Source organism: Spiroplasma endosymbiont of Danaus chrysippus (assembly GCF_902809815.1).
GTDB lineage: Bacteria > Bacillota_I > Bacilli_A > Mycoplasmatales > VBWQ01 > Spiroplasma_E.
Window position 1 is genome coordinate 282800 of sequence record NZ_CADDIL010000001.1, and the last position, 25497, is coordinate 308296.

Annotated in this window: 31 protein-coding genes and 1 pseudogene; 16 read left to right on the forward strand and 16 right to left on the reverse strand. The window is 24.3% G+C overall.

The window, feature by feature from the left end:
* Nucleotides 1–233: 233 nt before the first annotated feature.
* From SPIRDC1_RS10175 to SPIRDC1_RS10675, 7 genes and pseudogenes are all read right to left on the reverse strand, one after another.
* On the reverse strand, nt 234–362 hold the full coding sequence (locus tag SPIRDC1_RS10175) for a hypothetical protein (protein WP_255495891.1): 129 nt from the start codon (nt 360–362) through the stop codon (nt 234–236).
* 160 nt (nt 363–522) lie between these two features.
* Nucleotides 523–1155, reverse strand: a complete 633-nt coding sequence (locus SPIRDC1_RS01595; protein ID WP_174480230.1) for an exonuclease domain-containing protein — start codon at nt 1153–1155, stop codon at nt 523–525.
* 419 nt (nt 1156–1574) lie between these two features.
* Nucleotides 1575–1880 (reverse strand): hypothetical protein, encoded by a 306-nt coding sequence (locus tag SPIRDC1_RS01600; protein WP_174480231.1) that lies wholly within the window; start codon nt 1878–1880, stop codon nt 1575–1577.
* A gap of 226 nt (nt 1881–2106) precedes the next feature.
* Nucleotides 2107–3224 (reverse strand): annotated as a pseudogene (gene dcm / locus SPIRDC1_RS01605) (DNA (cytosine-5-)-methyltransferase).
* 319 nt (nt 3225–3543) lie between these two features.
* Entirely contained in the window at nt 3544–4113 is a 570-nt protein-coding gene (locus SPIRDC1_RS01615; protein WP_174480234.1) for a GNAT family N-acetyltransferase, read from the reverse strand.
* A gap of 21 nt (nt 4114–4134) precedes the next feature.
* A complete protein-coding gene (locus SPIRDC1_RS10670) occupies nt 4135–4518 on the reverse strand; it encodes a fructose-bisphosphatase class II (RefSeq protein ID WP_174480235.1) in 384 nt (127 codons plus the stop codon).
* Nucleotides 4481–5146 carry a fructose-bisphosphatase class II gene (locus SPIRDC1_RS10675; protein ID WP_174480236.1) on the reverse strand — a complete coding sequence of 222 codons (666 nt, stop codon included), beginning with the start codon at nt 5144–5146 and terminating at the stop codon, nt 4481–4483. Before SPIRDC1_RS10675 ends, SPIRDC1_RS10670 begins: the two co-directional genes overlap by 38 nt.
* Before the next feature lie 685 nt (nt 5147–5831).
* Here SPIRDC1_RS10675 and SPIRDC1_RS01630 point away from each other — a divergent pair.
* Both SPIRDC1_RS01630 and SPIRDC1_RS01635 read left to right on the forward strand, forming a co-directional pair.
* Nucleotides 5832–6161, forward strand: coding sequence for a hypothetical protein (locus SPIRDC1_RS01630; protein ID WP_174480237.1), 330 nt, complete (start codon nt 5832–5834; stop codon nt 6159–6161).
* A gap of 46 nt (nt 6162–6207) precedes the next feature.
* A complete protein-coding gene (locus SPIRDC1_RS01635) occupies nt 6208–7098 on the forward strand; it encodes a hypothetical protein (protein ID WP_174480238.1) in 891 nt (296 codons plus the stop codon).
* A 133-nt stretch (nt 7099–7231) separates the two neighbouring features.
* On the opposite strand, the gene SPIRDC1_RS01640 is transcribed toward SPIRDC1_RS01635, so the two are convergent.
* A complete protein-coding gene (locus SPIRDC1_RS01640; protein WP_438363300.1) occupies nt 7232–8380 on the reverse strand; it encodes an IS256 family transposase in 1149 nt (382 codons plus the stop codon).
* Between the two features lie 267 nt (nt 8381–8647).
* Nucleotides 8648–10771: a coiled-coil domain-containing protein gene (locus SPIRDC1_RS01645; protein WP_174480239.1), complete on the reverse strand. Its 2124-nt coding sequence runs from the start codon at nt 10769–10771 to the stop codon at nt 8648–8650.
* A gap of 309 nt (nt 10772–11080) precedes the next feature.
* Between SPIRDC1_RS01645 and SPIRDC1_RS01650 the strand changes: the two genes are divergently transcribed.
* The 7 genes from SPIRDC1_RS01650 to SPIRDC1_RS01680 all read left to right on the forward strand — a co-directional run bounded on the left by SPIRDC1_RS01650 (nt 11081) and on the right by SPIRDC1_RS01680 (nt 15678).
* A complete protein-coding gene (locus SPIRDC1_RS01650) occupies nt 11081–11392 on the forward strand; it encodes an HU family DNA-binding protein (RefSeq protein WP_174480240.1) in 312 nt (103 codons plus the stop codon).
* Nucleotides 11393–11422: 30 nt separating this feature from the next.
* A complete protein-coding gene (locus tag SPIRDC1_RS01655; RefSeq protein ID WP_174480241.1) occupies nt 11423–12439 on the forward strand; it encodes an alpha/beta hydrolase in 1017 nt (338 codons plus the stop codon).
* 61 nt (nt 12440–12500) lie between these two features.
* Nucleotides 12501–12836, forward strand: coding sequence for an FAD-dependent oxidoreductase (locus SPIRDC1_RS10180; protein ID WP_174480242.1), 336 nt, complete (start codon nt 12501–12503; stop codon nt 12834–12836).
* A complete protein-coding gene (locus SPIRDC1_RS01665) occupies nt 12811–13764 on the forward strand; it encodes an NAD(P)/FAD-dependent oxidoreductase (protein ID WP_174480243.1) in 954 nt (317 codons plus the stop codon). The genes SPIRDC1_RS10180 and SPIRDC1_RS01665 overlap by 26 nt, the downstream gene beginning before the upstream one ends.
* Nucleotides 13765–13792: 28 nt before the next feature.
* Nucleotides 13793–13960 (forward strand): hypothetical protein, encoded by a 168-nt coding sequence (locus tag SPIRDC1_RS01670; RefSeq protein ID WP_174480244.1) that lies wholly within the window; start codon nt 13793–13795, stop codon nt 13958–13960.
* Nucleotides 13961–13993: 33 nt separating this feature from the next.
* Entirely contained in the window at nt 13994–15517 is a 1524-nt protein-coding gene (locus SPIRDC1_RS01675) for a dicarboxylate/amino acid:cation symporter (protein WP_174480245.1), read from the forward strand.
* Entirely contained in the window at nt 15511–15678 is a 168-nt protein-coding gene (locus SPIRDC1_RS01680) for a hypothetical protein (protein ID WP_174480246.1), read from the forward strand. The genes SPIRDC1_RS01675 and SPIRDC1_RS01680 overlap by 7 nt, the downstream gene beginning before the upstream one ends.
* Before the next feature lie 28 nt (nt 15679–15706).
* Here the strand turns inward: SPIRDC1_RS01680 and SPIRDC1_RS01685 are convergent, their stop codons facing one another.
* A complete protein-coding gene (locus SPIRDC1_RS01685; protein ID WP_174480247.1) occupies nt 15707–16147 on the reverse strand; it encodes a hypothetical protein in 441 nt (146 codons plus the stop codon).
* 128 nt (nt 16148–16275) lie between these two features.
* Nucleotides 16276–16476, reverse strand: coding sequence for a hypothetical protein (locus tag SPIRDC1_RS01690; protein ID WP_174480248.1), 201 nt, complete (start codon nt 16474–16476; stop codon nt 16276–16278).
* A gap of 260 nt (nt 16477–16736) precedes the next feature.
* On the opposite strand from SPIRDC1_RS01690, the gene SPIRDC1_RS01695 reads away from it, so the two are divergent.
* Entirely contained in the window at nt 16737–17732 is a 996-nt protein-coding gene (locus SPIRDC1_RS01695) for an IS3 family transposase (protein ID WP_174479968.1), read from the forward strand.
* Between the two features lie 263 nt (nt 17733–17995).
* On the opposite strand, the gene SPIRDC1_RS01700 is transcribed toward SPIRDC1_RS01695, so the two are convergent.
* The 5 genes from SPIRDC1_RS01700 to SPIRDC1_RS01720 all read right to left on the reverse strand — a co-directional run bounded on the left by SPIRDC1_RS01700 (nt 17996) and on the right by SPIRDC1_RS01720 (nt 22470).
* Nucleotides 17996–18208 (reverse strand): hypothetical protein, encoded by a 213-nt coding sequence (locus SPIRDC1_RS01700; protein ID WP_174480249.1) that lies wholly within the window; start codon nt 18206–18208, stop codon nt 17996–17998.
* 20 nt (nt 18209–18228) lie between these two features.
* Complete coding sequence (locus SPIRDC1_RS01705) at nt 18229–20892, reverse strand: cation-translocating P-type ATPase (protein WP_174480250.1); 2664 nt, start codon at nt 20890–20892, stop codon at nt 18229–18231.
* A gap of 24 nt (nt 20893–20916) precedes the next feature.
* Nucleotides 20917–21192, reverse strand: coding sequence for an aldo/keto reductase (locus SPIRDC1_RS01710; protein WP_174480251.1), 276 nt, complete (start codon nt 21190–21192; stop codon nt 20917–20919).
* 87 nt (nt 21193–21279) lie between these two features.
* Nucleotides 21280–21792 (reverse strand): aldo/keto reductase, encoded by a 513-nt coding sequence (locus tag SPIRDC1_RS01715; protein WP_174480252.1) that lies wholly within the window; start codon nt 21790–21792, stop codon nt 21280–21282.
* Nucleotides 21793–21819: 27 nt separating this feature from the next.
* Entirely contained in the window at nt 21820–22470 is a 651-nt protein-coding gene (locus SPIRDC1_RS01720) for an NAD(P)-dependent oxidoreductase (RefSeq protein WP_174480253.1), read from the reverse strand.
* Nucleotides 22471–23497: 1027 nt separating this feature from the next.
* Here SPIRDC1_RS01720 and SPIRDC1_RS01725 point away from each other — a divergent pair.
* The 6 genes from SPIRDC1_RS01725 to SPIRDC1_RS01755 all read left to right on the forward strand — a co-directional run bounded on the left by SPIRDC1_RS01725 (nt 23498) and on the right by SPIRDC1_RS01755 (nt 25390).
* Nucleotides 23498–23701, forward strand: coding sequence for a hypothetical protein (locus SPIRDC1_RS01725; protein ID WP_174480103.1), 204 nt, complete (start codon nt 23498–23500; stop codon nt 23699–23701).
* 209 nt (nt 23702–23910) lie between these two features.
* Nucleotides 23911–24204 carry a hypothetical protein gene (locus SPIRDC1_RS01735; protein WP_174480255.1) on the forward strand — a complete coding sequence of 98 codons (294 nt, stop codon included), beginning with the start codon at nt 23911–23913 and terminating at the stop codon, nt 24202–24204.
* A 3-nt stretch (nt 24205–24207) separates the two neighbouring features.
* Nucleotides 24208–24369, forward strand: a complete 162-nt coding sequence (locus tag SPIRDC1_RS01740) for a hypothetical protein (protein ID WP_174480256.1) — start codon at nt 24208–24210, stop codon at nt 24367–24369.
* Nucleotides 24369–24605 (forward strand): hypothetical protein, encoded by a 237-nt coding sequence (locus SPIRDC1_RS01745; protein ID WP_174480257.1) that lies wholly within the window; start codon nt 24369–24371, stop codon nt 24603–24605. Before SPIRDC1_RS01740 ends, SPIRDC1_RS01745 begins: the two co-directional genes overlap by 1 nt.
* A 129-nt stretch (nt 24606–24734) precedes the next feature.
* Nucleotides 24735–25157: a hypothetical protein gene (locus tag SPIRDC1_RS01750; RefSeq protein WP_174480258.1), complete on the forward strand. Its 423-nt coding sequence runs from the start codon at nt 24735–24737 to the stop codon at nt 25155–25157.
* A gap of 38 nt (nt 25158–25195) precedes the next feature.
* On the forward strand, nt 25196–25390 hold the full coding sequence (locus SPIRDC1_RS01755) for a hypothetical protein (protein WP_174480259.1): 195 nt from the start codon (nt 25196–25198) through the stop codon (nt 25388–25390).
* The last annotated feature ends 107 nt before the right edge of the window (nt 25391–25497 follow it).

Here is a 25497-nt window from a genome sequence, read left to right on the forward strand (position 1 = left end):
AAATAAGAAATTTTATTTTTAATTTCTTTAGTAATGTTATCATAAACAAGCAAAATATTCATGTACTTTTTAGACTTTTATTAAACAAAAATTGAATTTTAGTTAATAATCTTCTCGATTATAATTGATTATATTTTATACAAGATATAAATATTATTTAAAGAATTAGTGCTGCACTTAAAAATAGCAACTGTTTTAACTACTAATCATTAATACTAATTTAAAACCAGTAATTATTTACTTTTAAGTATTTTATTTATTAGCACAAGATGTGTTTTTATTGAAAAGACACTTTTGTCATTAACATTAGTGACTGTATCCAATGGTGATAAAACATATGCAACATCTATTTCTTTTTCCATAACTGTAACCTCTTTTGTATACAATTTGACTTAAATAATTTATCTTAATATCCCTACATAAGTATAATTATAATGTTAATTTTTAAATTTGCAAATTTTTATTTACTATACCTTTAAACTTAAAAAGTATTTTTATATATAAAAATACATCTTATATTAATTAAGATAAAGAATCACCAAATAATCTCCCCATTTTAATATTAAGATTATTACATAAAGTTTTTAAATGGTAATGTTCACTGAAATATATATTAATTAATTTATGTAAAGTGGTAACATCTGCCAATGGATCATGATGATCAAATTTAATTTGATTACTATGAGCAAGAGCACTTAAACGGTTATTAGGATAATCATATGTTCTTCTAAATAACTTAACTGAACAAATGTAAAAAAAATTAGGGCACTCTAAATCATAATGATTAATTAATGATCTTAAGATATTAATATTAAAGTTAGCATGATGAGCAATAACAACAGTATTTTCAGTAAAAAAAGTAACAATGTCTGCTCATAATTCTTTAAAATTTGACATTAAAGATACACTTTCATTTGTAATTCCATGAACATGAGAAAAAGTAAATTCTTCGGGATGTGGTTTAATTAACGAACTATAAGTTTTGACAATTTTACCTTGTGTTACTTTTATCATAATTAATTGACAAGCACTTGTTTTATTCGAATTTGCAATTTCAAAATCAATAAAAACATAATTAGTATTATCAATCCCTCAATCATGAACACTAAATTTTTTCTTACTATTTAATTTTGATTGCTTTGTTTTTAATAACATTTTTTTAGCAAAAAGATTTTTACTATCTTTACTTTTTTTTATACTGTTTAAAAGGTGTAATTATTTCTTGTTTTCCTTCTATATTAACTTCTGATTCAGAGTTATCATCTGTTTCAAAATCATCATTTGTCTTCTTGAATTTTACACTTTTAAAAAACATATTAATGGCAATAGCACCTTTCTATCTAAATTTTCATAAATTAATATTAGTTATTCCTTTGATAAATTATAACATTGATAAGTTAGAGTAACTATATTTTTACTTATAAAACTTCATTTTTTACAAAATTCAGTCATTAATTATCATTCTTTAACAACTAACTTAATATAATTTATAAAAATAATATTATGAATAAAATATTATATTGTTGAAAATAAAAAAGATTGCAATTGCAATCTTTTTTTAAATAAGAAAAATATTATAATGAAAATGAAGTTGAAGAATTATTTCTAGTAATTAACGGTTCACTATCATTTACTTCATTTTGAAAATTATTAATTTTTTTTAACTTTTTAGCTATTTTAACTTGTTTATTAAGTTCTTTTTCTTCTAATCTTTGATTTTTTGCTTTTAAATTTTTTAGCTTATTTTCTGCTTCTTGCAGTTTATCTTCTCTTTTTTTAATTTTATCTTTACTTTTTACAATTTTATCACTAAGTGTTCCTAATAATGGACTATTTTTTTTATTAAGTTTTCTTTGACGTTGCGCATCTTTAAGATTCATTCTTACTAGTTTATCTTTTTGCAGTTTAGTTATTACCTTATAAATCTTGACACTTATTGCAGCAGCAATTGCTCCTCCAATAACTATTGGTACAGCATAAAGTAAAAAGTCTAATCCTTCAAATAAATCACTAAAAAATGATTCTATCCCTTGTCAACCTTTTTCAAAAAAATTTCCTACGTCTTTTGTAAAATCCTCAAATCCTTTTGAAATATCTTCTCAAATGCTACTTGCTACTTGCTACAAGTGCTGGAAAATAAGTAGGTCTTTTTGCTCTAATTCCTGACTGTCTAAATTGAATAATTGTGTCTTTAAGTGTTTTAAAATCTTTACCACAGTTTCAATCAAATTTTTTATGCGTTGATATTTTATTAAAAATATCGTATCGTTCAATTCATTTATCAATAAATTCTTTATGTGATAAATAAAACTTTCGATTTTTATTTACAAATTTTTGCTTTCATTCAGGCAACTCACTAATTATTTTATTTGTCTTATCTTTGGTTTGATAAAATTTTTTACTATTAAATTCGTCATCACTCAGTTTATGTCCAAAGTAATCTATTCAAATTGGTACATTACTTGATTGATAATTAGTACCTTCTCTAAATTCGTCTCAAATATCTAAAATATCTTTATCGTTTTTAGATAAAAGATATTTTTTATCCGGATTAGGTTCTAATATAGTCCAAGCGTCTCCGTTATTAAGCGCTCGTAATGCTGATGATACATTAGTAAGTCTTAATTCTTCTAAATGAATAAATCCATTTGTTAATTTTTTGGGGTCTCTTAAACCTTTCTTAATTCCAAGAATATAAACCCTTTCTCTTATTTGTGGAATACCAAATTGGCATGGAGATAAAACAACAGTTTTTTCTGTCACAAAAAAATCTAATTGTTTTAATTCTTTTTGTATAATTTCTCAATTTTCAGTTTTGTCAGATAAGTTACGAACATTTTCTAATATAATAAACTTGCACTCTTTATGAGCTTTTAAAATATCAATAATTACATCAAATAAATTTCCACGTTCTTTATCATTAAAACCATTTTGTTTACCAGCTTTACTAAATGGTTGACATGGAAAACCACCACATAAAATATCAAATTTTGGTAATTTTATCCATTCTTTTTTTATATCACCAAGTATCACTGTATTAGGAAAATTTTTTTATATATTTCAATACAATTCAAATTAATTTCTGAAGCTGCAACACAATTTCCACCTAAAGATTTTAACGCTTGATGAAATCCACCTATACCAGAAAAAAGGTCTATAAAATTAAAATTTTGGTTTTTTATTTTATTTTTATCTAATTTTTTATTTTTCAATGTTGCCTCCAAATATTATTAAATTTTTCAAGTTCTTGAAATATTTTTAATACTTTTTAAGATTGAATAGTTTAATTTTTTCACTTTACATGATTTAAAATTATATTGTAAATTATCAATTAATAATTTAATTAATTTATATGACAATAATACTAAAATAATGTTTAATATTAAATTTGTTTTTTTAATTTATTCAATCTTTTTTTTAAACTTAAAAGAAAATTCATCCCTAGAAAAAGAATAATTATATTAAAATTTATTAAATCATAACCTCTTTAAAAATAACTTTGAAAAAACTCTATAAAGCTACTCTTTAAATAATATTAAAATATTATTTAAAATACTCACTACGAATAATACTAAATATTTTACAATCACTAACTTTACCGTCTTTAATAAAATTACTACGAGAAATTCCTTCAAACTTCATGCCAACACTTTCCATCGTTTTCGCTGAAGCAATATTCTCTTTAACACAACTACCTTCAATTCTAATACTATTAGTATTTTCAAATCCATACTTAATAGCAGTCAACAATGCCTCTTTGGCATAACCTTTACCCCACTCTTTTGGATTAAAAGCATAACCTATTTCCAAACATTTAGTATGAGCAAAATATCTAATAAAACCACAAGTACCAATCATCGTATTAGTTTTATCATCTTTTAATTGCACTGCTCACATTAAAGAACTTAATTGTTTATATTCTTGTAATAAAGAATTAATAAAACCAATACTATCATTAATACTTTTATGAGCTTTTCACGGTACATATTTTGTCATATTTTCATTCTTTGCATAATTAAATAATGCTTGTCCATCATTTAAAGTAATGGGTCGTAGTTTTAAACGTTGACTTTCTAAAACTGGGATAGCAGGTAAACGATCAATATCATTCATAATTTTCTCCTTTAAATATTTTTAAACATATTTATTATATATTTTCATAATTTTTTCAACACTTGGCAATAGTTTATTAACCTGACTAACACTATAAGTAACTTCCATATTTCTAACAACACCATGTGAAACAAAAAAAGTATTTAAATAATATGTACCATAATAATATTTAATTGCTTTTAAACTTCCACCAGCTGTTAACCCTGTAGCAACAAAACGGACATTTTCATCTTTTACTAAATCTTTAGCAAAATAATATTTATTATATGATAATTTATATTTTTTAATAGCAATATCTTCAATATTAACACGAATCTTAGTATCTTCATCAGTGGGTCATATTGTTTGATAAGAAATTAGCTTAGTTTTAATATTGCCACCAGCACTTAATGCTAATGCTGCCATTAATGCCCCTTTCAGGAGCACCACCAATACCATAAACAAAATCTGCTTCCTTATTAATAACATCAATAGCAGCAAGCACATCACCATCACCAATTAAACGAACAATAATACCTAAATCATGCAACTTTTCAATTATTTTTTGATGTCTTGGTTTATCTAAAATAATATCAATTAAATCATTATGTTTTTTCATCTTTTGCATAGTTTTAATATTAGTAATAAAATCATCTTCATTGTTAATAGCATCTTGTAAATCGGGTCCAACAAATAATTTTTCCATATACATTTCTGGTAACTTTAAAATAGTATTAGGTGCTGCTGCTAAACAAGCAATACTACCAGCAATATTATAAGTAGAAGAATAAGTACCTTCTACTGGATCAACTGCTAAATCATAAGTTAAAGTTTTTCCTTTTCCTAACTCTTGATTAACAAATAACATTGGTGCTTGATCTAACTCACCTTCACCAACGATAATACGACATTTAATAGGGGCATTATCTAACATAATTGTCATTGCTTCAACAGCAGCAAAGTCAACAGCATTCTTATTTTTACGACCAATAAATTTATAAGCAGCAATTGTTGCCATTTCTACTGCTCTAATTAAATACATATCCTTATTCATATTTTTCTCCATAATTAAGATGTTCATTGTTAATTATATGATAATTTTTAACAAAAAACTTAATTATTAAATCTCTTTTTTATTACTTTTAAATATTAACGCTATTGATACTTAGTTTTAGAAAAAATTTATGAACAAAATTTTGAATTTAAAAAACACTGCCTAAAAAATATGAAAAACTTTAATAATTTCCAGAAGTTATTTCATAAAAAATTATTTTAAAGTTTTATAATTTAAAATAAAGATTTTGACAGATTAAATAGATTAAATCTAGTAAGAAAATAAAAAAGAATTAAGTATTTAGTAATACTAACTTTAACTAGTATATTAAGTAATAATATGATTATAAACAGCAATATATTTTAAAAAATTAATCAAATATTAAACTCATCGCAAACTAAATAATAACTTGATAGCTATCAATTTAACATTTACAAATATTATTTATAAAACTTAATAAAATTTCACTTTGAATGTCCATCTTTCTTAACGGCGCTATTTCAAGTTTTCTTAAATTGATAATCTAATAATAAAAGAGAACTAATTCAAACATATTATTTTAAATCTAGAATTATCAACAAAACAAATGCGAAAAATTATGAAAGATTTTAATCCAAATTATTGATTTAAATTATAAATATTAATCGGACCATTTTTTAACAATAAAGTGCAATGTACTAATACTATGTCAACTGATAATGAAATAGATTGTAACAATACATTTGACATAACATCAATAAAAAATTTAATATACAATCAAATAGAACTAGAAACAATAAAAAAAGAACTAATTTTACTCAATAGAAATAAGAGAGCAAAAGGAAAAAGCGGAGGAAAAGGCAAAATAAATATTAAATTAAAAAATAAAACAACGATTACCAAAAATGCTAATAAAGGAAAGATAAAAAAAATAAGGAAAAGTTCTAGAAAAATTACAAAAAAAATAGTGAAGATTCAAATAAAGAGTCAGGAACTTCTGAAACAGACAAAAGAAATATTGAAGAAAAAAGTTTAAAAAAAGAAAACTAATAATATTTGAAAGAAAAGACAATGATAAAGCAATGGATTTTGTTCCTGAACCAATCACAATTAATGGAAATGATATTTTAAATATTTTAAAATTAACTAAAAAAGAAATTCGAGCATTCAATGCAACAACACAAATTCCATACTTTAGAAAAAAACAAATTGAAACATTTACCTCAACACAGATTACCTGATTTACAATAAAGCAAATTCCACATTTTACAGAACAACAAATACCAGCATTCAATACAACACAACAAATTTCAAAATTTACAGAACAACAAATTAAAGTATTCCATGAAATAACACAAATAGCAGAATTTAGAAAATGACAAATACAAGCATTTCAATGGTCACAAATACAAGTATTTACATGATGACAAATTCCATGATTTACAGAAAAACAAATCTCATATTTTGCAACACAACAAATTTCAAAATCTACAGAAAAACAAATTCCATATTTTACAGAACAACAAACTCCATACTTTACCGAAAAGCAAATTCAAGCATTTCAATGATGACAAATCAAAGCATTTACAGATTGACAAATTCCATGATTTACAATAAAGCAAATTCCATATTTTAAAGAATGACAAATTAAAGCACTTATAACAAAACAAATTGCATCATTTACAAAAGAACAAGTTTCATCATTTTTGCCATCACAAATTGCGGTTTTTACAAAAGAGCAGATTCAAGAATTTGAATGATGACAAATACCAGCATTCACAGAAAAACAAATTTCATCATTTACAGAACAACAAATTTCATTTTTTACACCATTATGATCAGAAATTTTATTTAAAAAATATATTAATGATGAAAAATCTTGAAAAGAAATCAATGTTAAAAATAGAATTAATGATGAAAAATCATGAGAAGAAATCAATGTTAAAAATAGAAGTATTTCAAAATTTATATAAAAAACTTAATTATTAAACATCTTTCTTCGTTAATTTTACAAAATTTGTAAATTATAAATTCAAATCATAAAATAAAAAATTACAAAATAAGTGAGGCTTTTTAGTAATCTGTGTTTCTTTGTTTTACAAAGTACTAGTTCAGATTAATTCTGTCTTCAAATTTTATCATAAAATGAGCAATTGCTGTATTTCAATTTTGAATAGGCAATGTTCATTTTTTTGTGATATTTTCAATTGCTAAGTAAAAAATTTTAAAAACTGCCATATCATTAGGAAAAACTTTTTTATTTCTAATAACTTTTCGTAATTGGCTATTAACAGATTCAATAGCATTTGTAGTATAAATTACCCTTTTAATTTCTGCTGGATAACTAATAAAAACCATTAAATTTTCTCAATTTTTATATCAAGATTTAGCAATTTGTGGATATTGTTTATTTCATTTACTTTCAAATGATTCTAAAGCTTGCATTGCTTGTTCTTCACTACATGCTGTATAAATTGGCTTTAAATCGATAACTAGAGACTTTCGATGTTTGTATGAAACATATTTTAAGCTATTTCTAATTTGATGAACTATGCATAATTGATGTTCAGTTTTAGGATAAACTGATTGTATTGCCTCTGACATGCCTGTTAAATTATCACTACAAGCAATAAGAATATCATTTAAGCCTCGATTTTTCATTTCTGTAAAATTATTTAATCAGAATTTAGCACCTTCATTTTCACTAATTCATAAACCTAAAACATCTTTTTTACCTTCTAAATCAACTCCTAAAGCTATATAAACTGATTTGTTAATAATACGTTTATCCTGACGTACTTTAACTACGATACAATCAAAATAAATGATTGGATAAACACTATCTAATGGACGATTTTGCCATGCTTTGACATCATCAATGACATCATCAGTAATTTGACTAATTACGCTTTCGCTAATATCTGCGCCATGATATAACTCTTGCAACTGCATTCTAATATCTGATAAAGTCATACCTTTTGCATATAGTGAAAGAACTTGTTGATCAAAACCATCAAATCTTCTCTGTCTTTTTGTGATTATTACTGGTTCAAAATTACTATTGCGATCTCTTGGTACATCAATTTCAATTTTACCTTGTTGAGTTATTAATTTTTTTGATGTTGTACCATTACGAACATTGTCATTATTACTGCGTTGATTTCTTTCGTGTCCTAAATAATTTTGCATCTCAGAATTCAACATTTTTTCTACCAATCGTTTAGTTAATTCTTTATATAAGCCTCCCTCATTTAAAAACTGTTGTTAAATCCTCAGTATTTTCTAATAATAAATCTACTGCTTTTGATATTGGATCATTGTTATTAACAATATCTTTTTTAGCCATCTGTAACTCACTCTTTCTAGATATATAAATTATATTTACTAGAATTAATTAAACATAGTTATTTTTGTAAGTCACACAGATTACTAAACATTCCCAAATAAGTAAATAATATTTTAAATTCCAGATAATTAAATTATCTGGAAAATATGCATTATTTATAAGCTTAAAACTTTTGATTATATATTATTTGTAAATGCTACCTTTTGTTCAGAAAGTACTAGACCAACTGATACTTCTTGGTTTATTGATTCAACATCTGCTATTTGTAATACATTATTAAAATTTCCTATCAAACAACCTGAATTTATCGAATTTAATGTTATATCTAAAATATTAGATATTTCTTTTACCATTTTATATACAAAATCATTTTCTTTAAGAAATTCGCTAGTTTGTTGAGTTTCATAATCACTTATTTTTATACTTTGCTGTTTTTTATTTAAATCAAGAAATTCATTAAATTCAAAAAATAAAAGTTGTAATTGTTGTAATTGATCTTTTTGTTGATAAATTTTTTCATATAATAAATCTAAATTTTTAATATAATTTTTAATATTATTGTTTTGTACTCTAACTTTTATAAACATAAATTTATAATCTTTTTTATTTTTTTGTTCAAAATTATTAACTATTTTTTTACATATTTTTTGATTTAAATTATATTTTTTTTGATAATCATACATTAATGGAATAAACTTTTTAGGAATTTTAATTAATGATGAAAAATCAATTAAAAACAAAAGATTTTGAGAACTATCATTTTCGCTAATACATAATAAAGCAAATTTTTTGTTTTCATTAAAAAGAAAATTCTTTTTATTATTTTTTGCTATTTTATTTTGTAATTTTTTAAAAATCATTTGTTCTTCTTCATTACAATCTTCAAATAATAGTAATGGATTAAAATAAAGATTTTTTGCTATTTTTTGATTCTTCTCTTCATTTAAACTATCATCTTTAATAAAAATTAAATAAGAATATGGACCTTTATATTCTTGTAAAAATTTATAATAATTAAGAGTCATTTTTACTATTGATCCTGATTCTAATTTTAATTCTTCAAAATCAAATAATTTGCATTTACCATTATTTTCATTATTGATATCAATAGTGATATCACTAGAAGTTGATGGTTGTAATTCTTGTTGAGGATTACTTTCTTTATAGTTATTAAACTGTTTTATACTTTTTAAAAGTTCACCATATTTATTTTCTCCAAAAAAAGTAGTGAAATTCTTGATAATAATTTTAAGTGCAGCATCATAATCAGCAACTATTGATATAGAATTTTCAATTTTAGAGTTTTTAATAAAAAAATATTCACCTAAAAATTTATCTATTTGTTCTTTTATTGTAATGAAAAACTTAAAATCTTCTTTTATTTTTTCATTAAAATTTTTAAATTCATTAAATAAATTAATAATATCATTACTCTTTTTGGTTATATTCAATTTATTTTCAGTAAAACAACTATTCATTTTATTATTAATTTCAATTAATTTATCCCTTATTTCTTTTATATTTTTTTCAATTTTATCTTTAATTTTTTTTATATCAATTTCTAACTTTAATTGTTCTTGCGTTAGTAATATTATTTCTTTTTTTTGGTTTTTAATACTACTTTCATTTTCCAAAATTTGTTTTTTATAACTTGAAATTTTTGTTTCTAAAATTTGAATTCTTTCTTTTGCATTTTTAACTTTATTATTGTAATCGATTCATAATGCATCTCAATGCTTTTGTATGTTTGCATCACTTAAATTAACTTCAATTAAAGTTGATACTACTTCAACATATTTTATTTTTGTTCTCATAGTAGCTTGGAAATCTTCAATATTTTTTTGAGTTTCTTGAAAAGTATCTTTATCTATCTTTGTGATTTTTTCTTTAAACTCTTCTTTATCTTTTTGCAAAGTTTTAATTTCTTTTCTTATTATTTTTAATTCTTTTTGATCTTTTGCTATTTTTTCATCCAATGTTTGATTTCTAAGTTGATTATTAGTGCTACTTTTTGTTAAATCTTCAATATGACTTTTTAAGTTTTTTAAATCATCTTCTTTATAAGCTAAATCCTTTTCATATTTACTATTTTCTAATTCTTCTTCTGATAAAATATCTTGATATCTTTGTTTATAATTACGTTGTTCCTCAACACTTTCATTTATGAAAAATGTGAATTCTTTTTTAAAAATTTCTAAATTTTCTTTAAATTTTCTAATCTTATTTTCAATATCGCTTATTGAAACATTTGTTGTCGCTATCTCTAGAATAATTTTAAACCTCTCTTTCTTTTCTTTCAAAAATAAAAAACCACTTGCTTTAAAACTAAAGCAATGGCCAAACACTTTTATTTTTGTAATTACATTTTATAGAAATTATAATTATAGTTAAGGAATATACTTATTTATACTATTGAATATAATAAAGAAATTTTTATCTTTGATTCTTATTATTTTTAATGTTAAAATTATTCAAATTAAATATGTAAAATGCCTTTTATATATAAAATTATTAACAAGCAAAGTACGAAAAATTTATAGATTACATTTTATAAATAAAATAATATAAAATATTAGAAGGATATGGGCAAACAGATAGGGTTGATTTTTATGAACGCAAAAGAATTAATTGCAAGAGTATCAGATAAAACTAAATTTAACATTCAAGATATTGAAATAGTTTTTAATTGTGTAATTGAAGAAATTAAAAATATTAACCAACTAGGTAAAGTAATTACTATTCCTAATTTTGGTACTTTTAAAATCAAAAAAGTAAAACCCTGTTTACGACGAAATAGTAAAAATAATGGACAACACGTAGTTAGCAAATACAAATATATTAAATTTATACCTTATAAAAAATATAAAAAATATATTCGTTGTAAACCAAAACCAACAATACTAAATAATGTCGACTATTAAAATGTATGACCTAAAATGTGAGGAAAACCAATGAAACAAAGTAGTATTAATAGAATAAAATTAAGACAAAAAGTTAATATAAATTCAATTGAAATGTTTAAAGCATGCTTGCAATATAATTCACAATTTCAACCGAAAGTTAAAATTGAATTAGCAAAATGGCCAATGTATTTTGAATATTGAGAATACCTAGAAAAACATGAAAATATAATTCCTTTTTCAATTAAAACATCAATTGACAATTTAACATTATACGGTAATCTTTTAAAAAGTCCCCTTAAAAATGAAAATAATAATAATAAAACAATAATTCTATTACACGGAATAACTAATACAAGATTTTGAATATTTAAACAAGCTTTCATTTTTTTACGTGCTGGCTACAATGTTATTTGATATGATGCTCGTAACCATGGTGAAAGTGATGCATCACCAACAACTTTTGGTTTAAAAGAATCACAAGATTTACAAGACATTATTGAATACTGTTGTAAAACATATAAACAAGAAACTACTGCTTTAGGATTATATGGTTTTTCATTAGGTGGCGCAACAGTAGTAATGTGAAGCAATTTATATGCAAAACATAAAATTAATCAAAAAGTAAAATTCATTATTTCTGATTGTACATTTAGTCGCTTAGATCGTACCTATAGTGAAAAACTATACAACTATGCTTTCTTACCTACTAATTTAATGCTGAAATTAAGTCGTAAAAAAGCACAAAAAGCATTTGGTGTTGATGGTTTGCAAGAAATACAACCAATTAAATATTTAAAACTAATACCTGATATGCCAATGTTATTTCTTCATGGTCAAAATGATCACTTTATTAACTACACTAATGCTAACGAATTATTTCAAGAAAAAATTCGCTATGAAATACCAAAAAAAAGTTCATTATACACTATCCTTGATGCTAACCATGGTCAAAGTTTTTTAATTGGTGATTTAGACCACACAGTTGTTAATGAATATAATTTAGTAACTGATAAGGGTATTAGTGACACTACTTTAGAATTTGTTCAAAAATGAATCAATAGTTAAGATAAAGACTATTAATTAATTTTTTTATTAAATATATATTATAATTAATGAGAGTGGAGCGATGATAAAAATGAAAATTAAAGTTATTATTATTGGTGCTGGTGCGACTGGGATGGGAGTTGCGAGTAAATTATTACGTAGTGAAAAAAATAGTGATAAAAACTTTGATATCCATGTTTATCAAGAAAAAAACTATATTTCACTTGGTGGTTGCGGTATTCCTTATTATATTGCTAATGAATTTAAAGATAAAAAACTTTTAAATGATCGTACAAAAAAAGATTTTTCAGAAAAAAGTAATAATAAAAATAAAAATAAAATTCATTTAAATCAAAATGTTATTAAAGTCGATACAGCAAAACAAGAAATTCATGTCAAAAAAAACAATAGACGATAAAACTAAAGCAAAAGTTGTATCTTATCATGCCTTAGTTATTGCAACAGGAGCCAAACCAAAAATTCCGCCACCTTTTAGTCATGGTATTTTACCACATAATGTTTATAATGTTTTTACTACAGAAGATGCCATAAATCTAAAAAAAGCAATGAAAAATGCTAAAAAAATAGTTATTATTGGTGGTGGATTTATTGGCATGGAAATGGCAGAAGCGTGCTTAAAACAAAAAAAAGATGTCACAATCGTTGAAATGAAAGATCGATTAATGGCAGACGTTGTTGATAAAGAATTTAGTCAATTAATTTATGATGAACTAACCAAAAAAAATATTAATCATAAAACTAAATCAAAAAACAATGCCACTATTTTACTAAACTATCAAGTTGAAGAACTAATGATGACTCATAATAATGTTAATGATTTGCATTTAAGAAGTGTAAATGATAAAAAAAACGGAAAAACAATACCTTGTGATTTAGTAATACTAGCAGTTGGTTTTAAAGCAAATACGAATTTTTTACAAAATAGCAATATTGAATTAAACAAAAATAAAGCAATTATTATTAACGAATTCTGTCAAATTCCTTCTAAAGAAAATGTTACAAAAAAGTTTTCAAATATGTATAGTGGTGGTGATTGTGCACAAATATATAGTCAATTTGATAAATCATCAATATATGTTCCCTTGGCAACTAATGCTAATAAAATGGCACGTATTATTGCTGATAATATTAAAAACCCAGAACATAAATATCCAGGAACTTTAGGGTCAAGTATTTTACGTGTTGGTAATTTAGAAATAACAAAAACTGGTAGTTTTGATACGATTGATAAAAATAAAATTGGTAGTGTTTATATTAAAGATTATGATCTACCAAGATACTTAAAACAATCTCGTCCCTTTATACTTAAAACTATTTTATGATAAAGCAAATTTCCAATTACTGGCAGCACAAATGGCAGGTTATAATCATGCCACATTAAGAATTAATGCTCTTGCTACTGCCATTTGAAATAAAATGGACATCCGTGATTTACAAAATTTAGATTTAGTTTATTCACCTCCTTTTGCTCGTACTAGTGATATTATTCATATAGCAAGCAGAAAAGTAAAATCGTCATAACCTATAAAAAATAAAAAGAATGAGGTAGCAACTATGACAACTCTTAGTAATGACAATATTAACTTATTAAGAGACTTTGTTGGTATTTCACACTGACAAAGTCTAATCGGGATAATTGTCTTTTTTAGTATTATTCTAGCACTTTCTATTTTTATTAAAAAAACTAAACCTAAATTTCTAATTCGTATTTTTACTGGAATGGGTTTAGGACTAATTTTTGGTATTACTATCCAAGCTATTACTGGTTCTAATAGTCATAACATTACTTATCCTAACTTACCTGGAACACCAATAAAACCTAATCCTGACTATATACCCTGAGTTGCAAAAATTGTACACTGAATTGAATTATTAAAAACTATTTTTATTATTGGTATTACTATGTTAACTATTCCATTAGTATTTTTAGCTATCGCTAGAATTACTAGTAAAAAAAATAGTAACTCAAAAACAATAAGTAAAGTTTCAGTAGTTGGTATTACTATTTTATTAATAAATGTGGCTATTGCTTTTACTATTGCCTTTGGACTAGGAATTGCTTTTAAAATTGGGCAAGGTTTTAATTTAACTGATAGTGGTAGTTACGATAAAACTACTGCCAAAACAATTCCCGAAATTATCATTAGTTACGTTCCTAGCAGCTTAATTGGTGTTTTTACTCAAACATTAATTATTCCAATTATTGTACTTGGTGCTTTAATTGGATTTGCAATTAAAAAACTAACTAAGCATAATGAAGAACGAATGGACAAAGCAAGAAACACTTTAGAAACAATGTGAAAAATTATTATTTCAATATTAATGATGTTTATTAAAATTATGCCATTTGCTGTTATGAGTATGCTAGCAACAGCAATTATTAATCAACCAATTGGTGCACTTGCTAATATTGGCATTATTATTGGGGTTGCTTATTTAGCACTACTTATTACTTTCTTATGACATTTATTATCATTATATTTATTTGGTATTAATCCTTATCGTTGATTAGTAAAAGCACAAAAACCAATTATTGCTGGTTTTACAACTCAGTCTTCTAATGCCGCTTTACCAATTGCTATGAATACTTTAAAAGAAGATTTAAAAGTGAAAGAAGAGGGTAGTGATACAGTAATGCCACTTTCAACAACAATAGGTTTAAGTGGCTGTGCTGGAGTACAAGCTGGAATTATTTTATCTTTCTTATGATTTAGTGTTATCCTTCCTGGTAATTTTCCCAACTGAACAATCGCTATTTTATTTATTAATGGTTTAATTGTAACACTAGTTGCTTCATTAGGAATTGCAGGAGTGCCAGGAACTGCTGCTGTTGTAACAGCTGGTGTTTTAGGTGGTCTTGGTTTTGGTAGCTATTATGCTGCTGTTTATGGTATTATTGGTGCCTTAGATGGTTTATTTGATATGGGCAGAACTGCAGTTAATATTTCTGGTGGTTTACAAGCTACTGTTATTGCTTCTCGCAATCAAGAATTAATTGAAGATGAAAAACTTTTATTAAAAAAATACCTTTTTAGGGGTTTACACATTTTAACAAAGAAAGTTGAGCCAAATTGTTAATTAGATCTGAAAAAAATGATAAGATTCAAGCATTAAAAAAAGATACTAAAGTTAAAATTGAAGCATTAAAAAAAGTAAAAAATAGTGAGAATGATATTAAATTTTTAAAAGAACAGTTAAAAAAAGATATTAAAGCAATTAAGAATGGCAAAGATGTATAATTTCCAACTATTATTACATTAAATATTTTTAGTAATCTATTTCATAAAGATATCACAAAACTAAATATATAGTAGAAATTAAATGAGGAAAATAACTAATTTTTTGAGATGGACTAATAAAGATTAATTGATGTGCTAATATATTTCTACCTTCAATAATACCTTTTACTAAAGGACTCTTATCAAATCTTGATGTATAATCATTATCCTTTGAAAAACCTCATTCAAATTTTTTTTGACTAACTTTTGCTTTTTTAATTTCTAATTCATTAAAATTAGTTTTATTAATAAATATTATTTTTTTTATAAAACTAATTTTATCCAATAAAGAAAAACTTAATAAAAATAAAGAATTTATTTCATAAACTAATAAATGATTTGAAGGTAAATCTATTCATAAATCATTATTTTTTAATTCCAAAATTTCTTTATTAGAAATTAAAAAATTTAATTTATTAAAAATAAACATTAAATTTCCTTTAACTTCAAAAAAAATACTACTAAAAAATCAATTATCTTGTAAAAAATTTAAAATTTCCATTAAAATATTAAAATTATCTTTTAAATTAATTTCTATAACTTCTAAATAATATTTATTTATTTATTTCATTTCAAAACAATTTTTCTAAATCTTCATATTGTTTTTTTTGTTTTTATTAAATCTCATAATTTCATTAAAGAAATTTTTTTATTAACTCCATTTTCATTAATAAAAACGAATCTATTTCATATTTCTCTATTTTCAAAGAGAAATTTTTCAACATATTTATATACTTTATCTTTAATTATATTTTTCAAAAATAAAATCTCCATTCTATTAGAGTAATTTATAATTAAATTATAAAATAAAATCAAAATTTTTTTCAAAAACTATTATGCTGTTAGTAAAAAATTATTTATTTTTTCAAAAACAATATTCATATTTAATTTCTTAGGTTTAAAAGAACCGTTGTTATTAATTTTCAGCTACTTAGCCCTTTTTACTAGACCATTAATTTAAAAAAAACTTGAATGTATTCGAAAAACAATTGTGTTATACAATTAACACTAATTTTGACATGAAAGGATTTTTAATAATGGATAAAATTAAACAAATAGCATTAGTAATTAACAAGTTAAATATCAAACAAAAAATTCAAATTATTGATGATAGCAAAAACCAATATTCAATTAGATATCTTTGCCAACATCTTCAACTAAACCGATCAACATATTATTTTGTAAAAAACAAACAAAACCCTATTAAAAAAGAAAAAAATCAAATTAGTAATTGTACACATAAATATCAAGAATTATGCCAACTTTTACTTGAATTTCATTTTACAAGAAAAGGACAAATTTATGGCTATTTACGAATTTTTTCAGCATTTAAAGAATGATTAAAACAATACAAACATATTATTTTAAATCTAGAATTATCAACAAAACAAATGCGAAAAATTATGAAAGATCACAATCTTCAAGGATTAAAACAAACTAAAAATAACTATCCTAAAAACAAAAAAAATCCAAATAAGTGAATACCTACAATGGATAAAGTAAACAAAGATTATAAAAGTACAACCTCTTCAAATCAAATTTGATCAATGGACACTAAACAAATAAATACTAAAGAAGGTTGATTATATCTTTTTGTAATTATTGATTTTTATTCAAATAATATTGTAAGCTATAATACATGTTCAAACAAATCCTATCAAGATTTAATCCTTCCTGCACTTGAAAAAATAAATCAACAATTCTCTTGAAACCAAGTAAAAAACGTTATTTTACACTCAGATAACGCCAACGAATTTTATTGTCAAGACATCACAAATTGAGCTGCTGATAAGCAAATAATTTTAAGCAAAAAACAACCTTATGATATTGGTGGCAATGTAATATCTGAAAACTGATTTTCTCATTTATCTCAAGAATGACTACCTAAAGGTTCAAATCAATATTTTTCTCTCAATGAAGCTATAAATGATGTAAACCAATATATTATGTTTTATAATTACGAAAGAATACATTCTAAATTTCTAAAACCACCAATTTCACAAATAAAAATTTAAAACTGTCTATCCAAAAGTGGTCCAGTATTTAGGGCTAACCACCTCATAAACATTTCTTTATACCACAAAGAAAGTTGTTCATAAAAATCTTTATTTATTTTATCCTTATTTTTAATTGTTATCATCATAATTTGATATCAATTTAAATTACATTTATATGGTTGAAAATCTTTTAAATCTCATTGTATGCAACATTCAATAATTAAAAAATCAGGAGTTGCAACAAATTCAAAATCATTGTATTTAGTATAACATTTAAATAATTAATTAACATAATGATTTCGTTTTTGCATTTCTAATTCTCATTTACATAAAAGTAAATTAAAGTAGTTGCGTTCCAAATCTAAAAATGGTTGCATTGCCATATTTGTAATTTTTTTATTTAAACAATGATCATACATTAGTAATTCCTTACGTAATGCAGTTAAACTCATATCTGGTGTATAACTAAATAATTCATACGGAATAATTCTCATTATTAATTTTCCATTCTATATTATTTAACTTTTACTTTATTTTGTTCTTTTTTAACTAATTTATTAACTAAAAGTCTAATTCCTTTATAAACTTCTAATAATCACATTGGTATTGTTGATAAAGCAATACAAAGTAATCAATCAACTGCACGAAAACCAGCACCAATACCAAAAGCATTGCTAACAACAGGTGTAAAAATAATAAAAGTATTAATAGCAAAAGCACTAATCGCCGCAACTCAAATATATTTATTTTTTCAAGTAATCTTATTAAAAATACTTGTATTAGCACCTGAAACAGAAGAAAATGCATAAAAAACAGGAGCATTAGTCATTATAACAAAAACAAAAACAAAACTTTCACTATTATTTTCATGTAAAATTTGAGGTAAAAAATGAAAAGCTAATAGTAACAAGGTACTTAATATTATACTAACAATACCAATAAATCCTCAACTACCAGTAAGAATTCTATCATTCCATTTCGTTGGTTTTCTAACCATTAAATCAGGGTTATTAGGTCCCATTGACATTGGAATTGCAATAACAGATTCAACAATTAAATTAATTCATAAAATTTGAATTGGTTGCAATAATTCATTTCATCCAAAAATAGCACCAATAACAATTGAAAATACTTGGGTCATATTAGTAATTAAAATAAAAATAACAATTCTTTTAATTTTACTGTAAATATTACGCCCTTCTTCAATAGCATCAACAATAGTAGCAAAATTATCATCAGTTAATACTATTTGTGAAGATTCTTTAGCAACATCGGTTCCCGTAATACCCATCGCTACTCCAATATCTGCCGCTTTTAAACTAGGAGCATCATTAACACCATCACCAGTCATCGAAACAACCTTATTATGACTCTGTAATGCTTTAACAATCTTAACTTTATGTTCAGGAGAAACACGAGCAAAAACTCGATATTGATTAATATTAGCATTAAATGATTCTTCTGGAATATCATCAATTGTATTACCACTAAGTGCTTGTGTTTTATTTTCAATCAAACCTAATTCTTGACCAATAGCAACAGCAGTATTTAAATGATCACCAGTAATCATAATTGTATCAATACCTGCTTTTTTAGTTTTAACTAAAGAATCTTTAACTTCGTTTCTTGGCGGATCAATCATTCCAACTAATCCTAAAAAAGTTAAATTACTTTCAATTTCATTAATATTACTATAATCTTTCGTATTATTAACAGTTTTATAACTTGCTCCTAAAACACGTAATGCTGAATTTGACATTTCTTCCATACTTGCAATTATTTCTTTTTTAATTTGTGCAGTTAATACTACTCTTTCGTTATTAATAAGCGTATGAGTACAAATATTAATCATATTATCAACCGCGCCTTTAACAAAAACATAAGTTTTTTTATCGTATTTATTAATTGTTGACATTAATTTACGATTGGAATCAAAAGGTATTTCATGAACTCGAGTATGTTTATCACTAAGTGCCTTTGTTGGAAACTTTAATGTTTCTGATCAATTAATAAGTGCTGCTTCTGTTGGATCACCAATAGTTTTATTTTTACTAACTTCACTATTATTACATAATACTAAACAATCTAAAAATAATTGTTCTTGTTTAGTTTTCTTTTTAAAGTCATTACTATCATTAACTGATTTTGTTAAATAATATTTTTTAACAGTCATTTTATTTTGTGTTAAAGTTCCGGTTTTATCAGAACAAATAATATCAACTTGACCCAATGTTTCAACAGCAGGTAAATGTTTAACAATAGCATGTTTTTTTGCCATTCTTGAACTTCCCAGTGATAATGAAACGGTAACAATAACTTGCAAACCTTCAGGTATTACTGCTATTGTTAAAGCAATTCCAAAAATTAAAGCATTAATAGCAGGTACTTTAATTAAGAAAAATTGTAGTAAAAACATAGCTAAACCTAATAATAAAGCAAAAACTGAAATTATTCTAATTAAAAAAGACATTTGTCGTGTTAATGGTGATTTAGGTTTTTTTTCTTCTTGTAATAACTTAGTTATTTTTCCAATTTCAGAAGTTTTTGCTGTTGCATAAACTAAACCAAGACCACTACCTGTCGCAATAGAAGTAGACATAAAAGCAAGATTAGTTCTTTCACCAATTGATAATTTTTCTTCAGTTAATTCTTCAGTAGTTTTACTAATTAAGGTTGATTCACCAGTTAAAAGTGATTCATTAGTACGTAAATTATAAGACTGAATAATACGTAGATCAGCAGGTACAAACATTCCCGCATCTAAATAAACCAAATCACCTACCACTAATTCTTTAGCATCAATATCGTATTTATTACCATTACGAATTACTACTGCTTGTGAAGAAACTAATTTCTTTAAAGAGTCCAAAGAAGCTGCAGCTTTTACTTCTTGATAAGTAGACAAAGTAGCATCAACAATTACAATTAAAAAAACAACTAATGCTTCTTGTCATTGACCAATAACAGTAGCAATAATTGCTAATGCAATTAATACTAAAACAAACGGTTCAATAAAATGTGCTAAAACTATTTTTCAAATTGGCTTTTTTTTCGTAACTGGTAATTGATTAGGTCCTGTTTCTATTAGCAATTGAGCTGCGACTTCTTCAGTTAAACCTGTAACAAAATTAGTATTTAATTTTTTTGCTAATTCCTTAGTTGTATCATTTCAAATCACAATTATTTAACCCCCTTTTTAAATTTAATCCATCATAATTCCTTTTCAAAATTTTTTATCATTAGATTGTGGGCCTAAAGCAATTTGTGGTAATTTTTGAATTTTTAACATCTCTTCTTCTGTTAGTTCAAAACCCCCAATATCGGGATTACTAATAATTCGCTCTGGATTAGTTGATTTAGGAATAACTACTTGACCCAATTGTCAAGCTCATCTTAAAGCAATGTGACTAGTAGTAACCTTGTATTTATTTGCTAATTCTTGTAATAATGGTATTTCATCTGCTCTACCACCTAGCATTGTTCTTCATGAAGTAATGCAATATTATTCTCGTAACAAAAATCTATTGTCTTTTTTTGATTAAAACCAAGGTGTGTTTCAATTTGATTAATTGCTGGTTTTATTTTTATTTTTTTTTAAAAAATCTTTTAATTGTGAACTATTAAAATTTGAAACACCAATTGCCCTAACTTTACCATATTCATAAAATTCTTCTAAGGCTCTTCAACATTCAAAACTTTGTTTAGTTGGTGAATGAATTAAACATAAATCTAAATAATCTAGTTTTAAACGAGTCAGGATACCACGCAAAGCATCTTTAGTAAGTTCATATTCATGATTGTCATTTCAAATTTTAGAAGTAATAAATAAATCTTCCCTTTTAACTTCTGGATTTTCTGCTAAAAAGTCTTTAATTGCATTACCAATTATTTCCTCGTTTTTATAATATTCTGCAGTATCAATATGACGATAACCATTTTGCAAAGCACAAATTACTGAATTATAAATAGATTTACTATCAACCATTAAATATGTACCTAATCCAAATTGAGGAATTTTGACACCATTATTTAGAGTTATCGTTTTTTGTAAAATTTGTTCTTTTGTAAGTTTTACCATTTGTCTAATATCCTTTCAAACAAAATATTAATTATAACCCGCTGTAAAACGTTTTTTAATAAATTTTTGTTCTTTAATCTCATTAATAATAGCAATTGCAGCATCACCATAACTAATTTCACTTTTTCCTTCTTTATTAACAATTAAGTGATTGTTACCAATTTTAAATTTACCTAAAGTTGGTAATTCTGGGTCATAGTATAAAGAAGGGCTAAAATATGTTCAATTAATGTCACTGCTACGATAAGTAGCTAATGCTTGAACTTGTTGTTGTGCATGTTCTTTTCATGCTTCAGGAAATGAACTTGTTTCTACTAATATTTCATTCTTATCATCTAACAAACTACCAGCACCACCAACAATTAATAACCTTTTAATATTTTGACATTCATGCATGATAGTAATTAAGTTTTTAGCAACTTGCTGATGAATATTTTGGGGATTATCAATAGTAGGGCCGTAAGCACTAATTAAAATATCAACATCATTAACAACCGCTTTAATACTACTTTTATTAATAAGATCAGCTTTTTTAATGGTCAATCGATTATCATTATTAAGAATTGGCATTTTAATAGGATTTCTAGTAATGGCAACAACTTGATATCCCTGTTTTAAAGCTTCTTTAGTTAAAGCAAGTCCTGATTTTCCTGATGCTCCAATAATTCCAATTTTCATAGTTAATACTCCTTTTCAAACTTAATTTTAACGAAGAGTCAACAATATACTATAATAATTATAACATAAGTACACCTTATATTAGGTATTAATTTGGGTGTTAGTAAATCATAAAATTATGATTTTAATTTATAATATTGCTACTTTTACTCACAAATTTAAAATTATAGGGAGCGTACCGAAGATGTCGGTAACTAAAAAGTTTTAAAAATAGCTCCTTTCTTTTTTTACCCTTGAATTAAAAATAAATGACAAAAGACGAGAATAAAAATCTTGTCTTTTTTTTGTAATTGTAAAATTTTAAAATTTTTAATAACCCTCTTTAACGCTATTATCAACACGTGTTAGGGAACTAAAAAAGTGAACTACAACACAGTTGTTAAAAATAGTAGCTAGAACATGTGGACTTGCATGGATAAATAAAAAGTGGAGTGATACCTAATAAAATATACTAACCATTTAATGGTAATTCTTGGGGTGGGAGCGAATTGGAAACTAGTATATATAGACCTGTTGTAGGGACCTATTGTATTAATTCTATTCTTTATTTAACCAACCTTGCCACTCCCCAGTGAGCAAGTGTTGGTTTTATTTTTTATTTTTTTTGAAAAAATTTTTGGGCGAGAAAATAAATTTCAAACTTGTAAAAAAAATTGAGCGGGGCCGGTTCAATTAAAATATTAATTTATTAAACATAAATTAAATAAATATTGAATCGAATGCCTCAATGTTTTTTAAAATTTCACAATTTATTTTTGAGCCCAGTTTTCATGGAATGAATAAAACTAATAGTATTAATAATATAAAAATAAAAATATATATTCTTTATGCTACAAGCAACAGAATATATTAGAAAGAACTATTATGAAAAAGTATTTTTGTTGAACATGTAAACAACATAAATTAGATTATTTATTCTTTAATACTAATGATATAAAAACAAGACAAAACTTTTTAAGAGACAAAAATAATAAAGCAATTTGTTATGACTGTATTTTAAATGTTAGGTTAAGTAGGAGGTATAAATATGGATAAAGAATACTTAAGTAAAAGAGGAACAGTTTGCATAACGGACAGTGATAATATTGAATTTAAAATAGGAGTAATTCAACTGATTGATGATTTAAAAAAAGATAATTTAGTTTGTGGTCATAAAGAATTTATTGAAGAATGTAAATATTGTTGATGTAATTGTGATTTAGAAATTATTAAAACAGTTATTAGAGGTTAACTTAATTAATGCAATATGAAATAAAGATTGGTATTGACCCAGCTGGTATTGGCAATAATGGCATTATTATCTATTCAAATGAAACTAATAATATTATTTTTCATGAAACATTCCAAGCAAAAACTATTTTAGAATGTANATATTCAATATTATTTAAAAAATCATAAAAAAATATTAATTTTTGATAATTATTTAAGGAAATTATAAAAATGAAAGATAAAGTAAATTATGTCAAATTAACAGTAAAAATTAGTAACACTATTGAAGCAAAATATTACGAAAAAGGTAATAAGGAATTATATTATAGTGTTCGTGGTCAATGAAATGGATTAAACTATGTTACTTTAATTTTTAATAACCCAAAACTTTATAGACGCTGTATTTTATTAAACAAAAACGATGAAATTATTGTAACTGGTCAAATCTTTAACACTTTAAACATTCCTAAAAATCGTGCATTTTGTTCAATCAATGTTAAATGATTTAAAAAATGAAAAGACTAAAAAATGATATTATGAAAAATTTTATTAATAGCACCAATATTAATAACCAGTATAACACTAATAATAATTTTAATATTTATTATTAAAGAATTAAAAAATGAATATAAAGTATTGAAAATATTAAGTGAAATTGCTAATCAAATTAAAAATAAGGAGAATAATTAATGATAATATTACCTACTTTGTTTGAAAATAAAGATGAAATTGAAATATTATCACCATTTCCAAAAGCAATTCATACAAGTAATGATATTAGATCAATTATTTTAAGACAATACCCAAATGTTAAATCAAAACACATAATTGTTTCTGACCCAGAAAGTAATGTTGCATTAATAGTTGGTGATAATGATGTTTATCAAGGTTGAATTAAAGTAACAATTAAAAAATTAGAAAATTAAAGGAGAATAAACAAATGCAAAAGGAAAAAATTAAAATTAGAAATTATGAATTTGAATTAAATTCTTATGTAGTAGATTCCTTATTAGATGTTATAAGAGAACTGATAAAAACAAATAAAGGAGAATAAAATGCCAAATGAAAATACACAATCAAATTATACTTTAACTAAATTAATTAATAGTAGTAAAAAAATATTATTAGGTTTAGGAACAATTGGTTTAGCAAATTATAGTAAATGAACAGAAAATAATATTAATCCTATTATTCCAACAACACCAATAACTACTACAACTACAACTGAGGGTCCTCCATGATTACTATTAGATAAACAAGAACATCAGTCATTAATGGATTGAGATACATATATTAGTTTAAATGCTTATGGTATATCAAATCTTATTAGTGGATTAACTGAGTTAATACTTAATAAATTTGAAACAATAAGAAAGATTTGTAATATGGCTACTGGTGGATGTTTAATATCAAGTGGTGTTGCTATGGGTATTAATAATGATTTTATGAATGCTTATGCAGTACCTTACCTACCATAATTGCTGGTGCTTCTGAAATTATCAATAATTTATTACCTATGGAAACCACACATCATAATGAAGAAATGCAAGAAACAACATTTAATAATGAAACTGCAAGATTAATTAATGATACTAGATTCACAATTAATAGTGAAACAACTAGTCAATATGGTAGTGATAATATGAGCGAAGTACCATTAAATCATGATAATGCTTCACTAAATTGAGATTATAATCACATGAGTTTATAAAGGAGGTGAGTAATTTATGAATAAAGAAAAATTAATTGAATATTATAATCACGAAATAAAAACACATAAAGAAAGGATGGAACAATTAAATAAAGAAATTTCTTTAT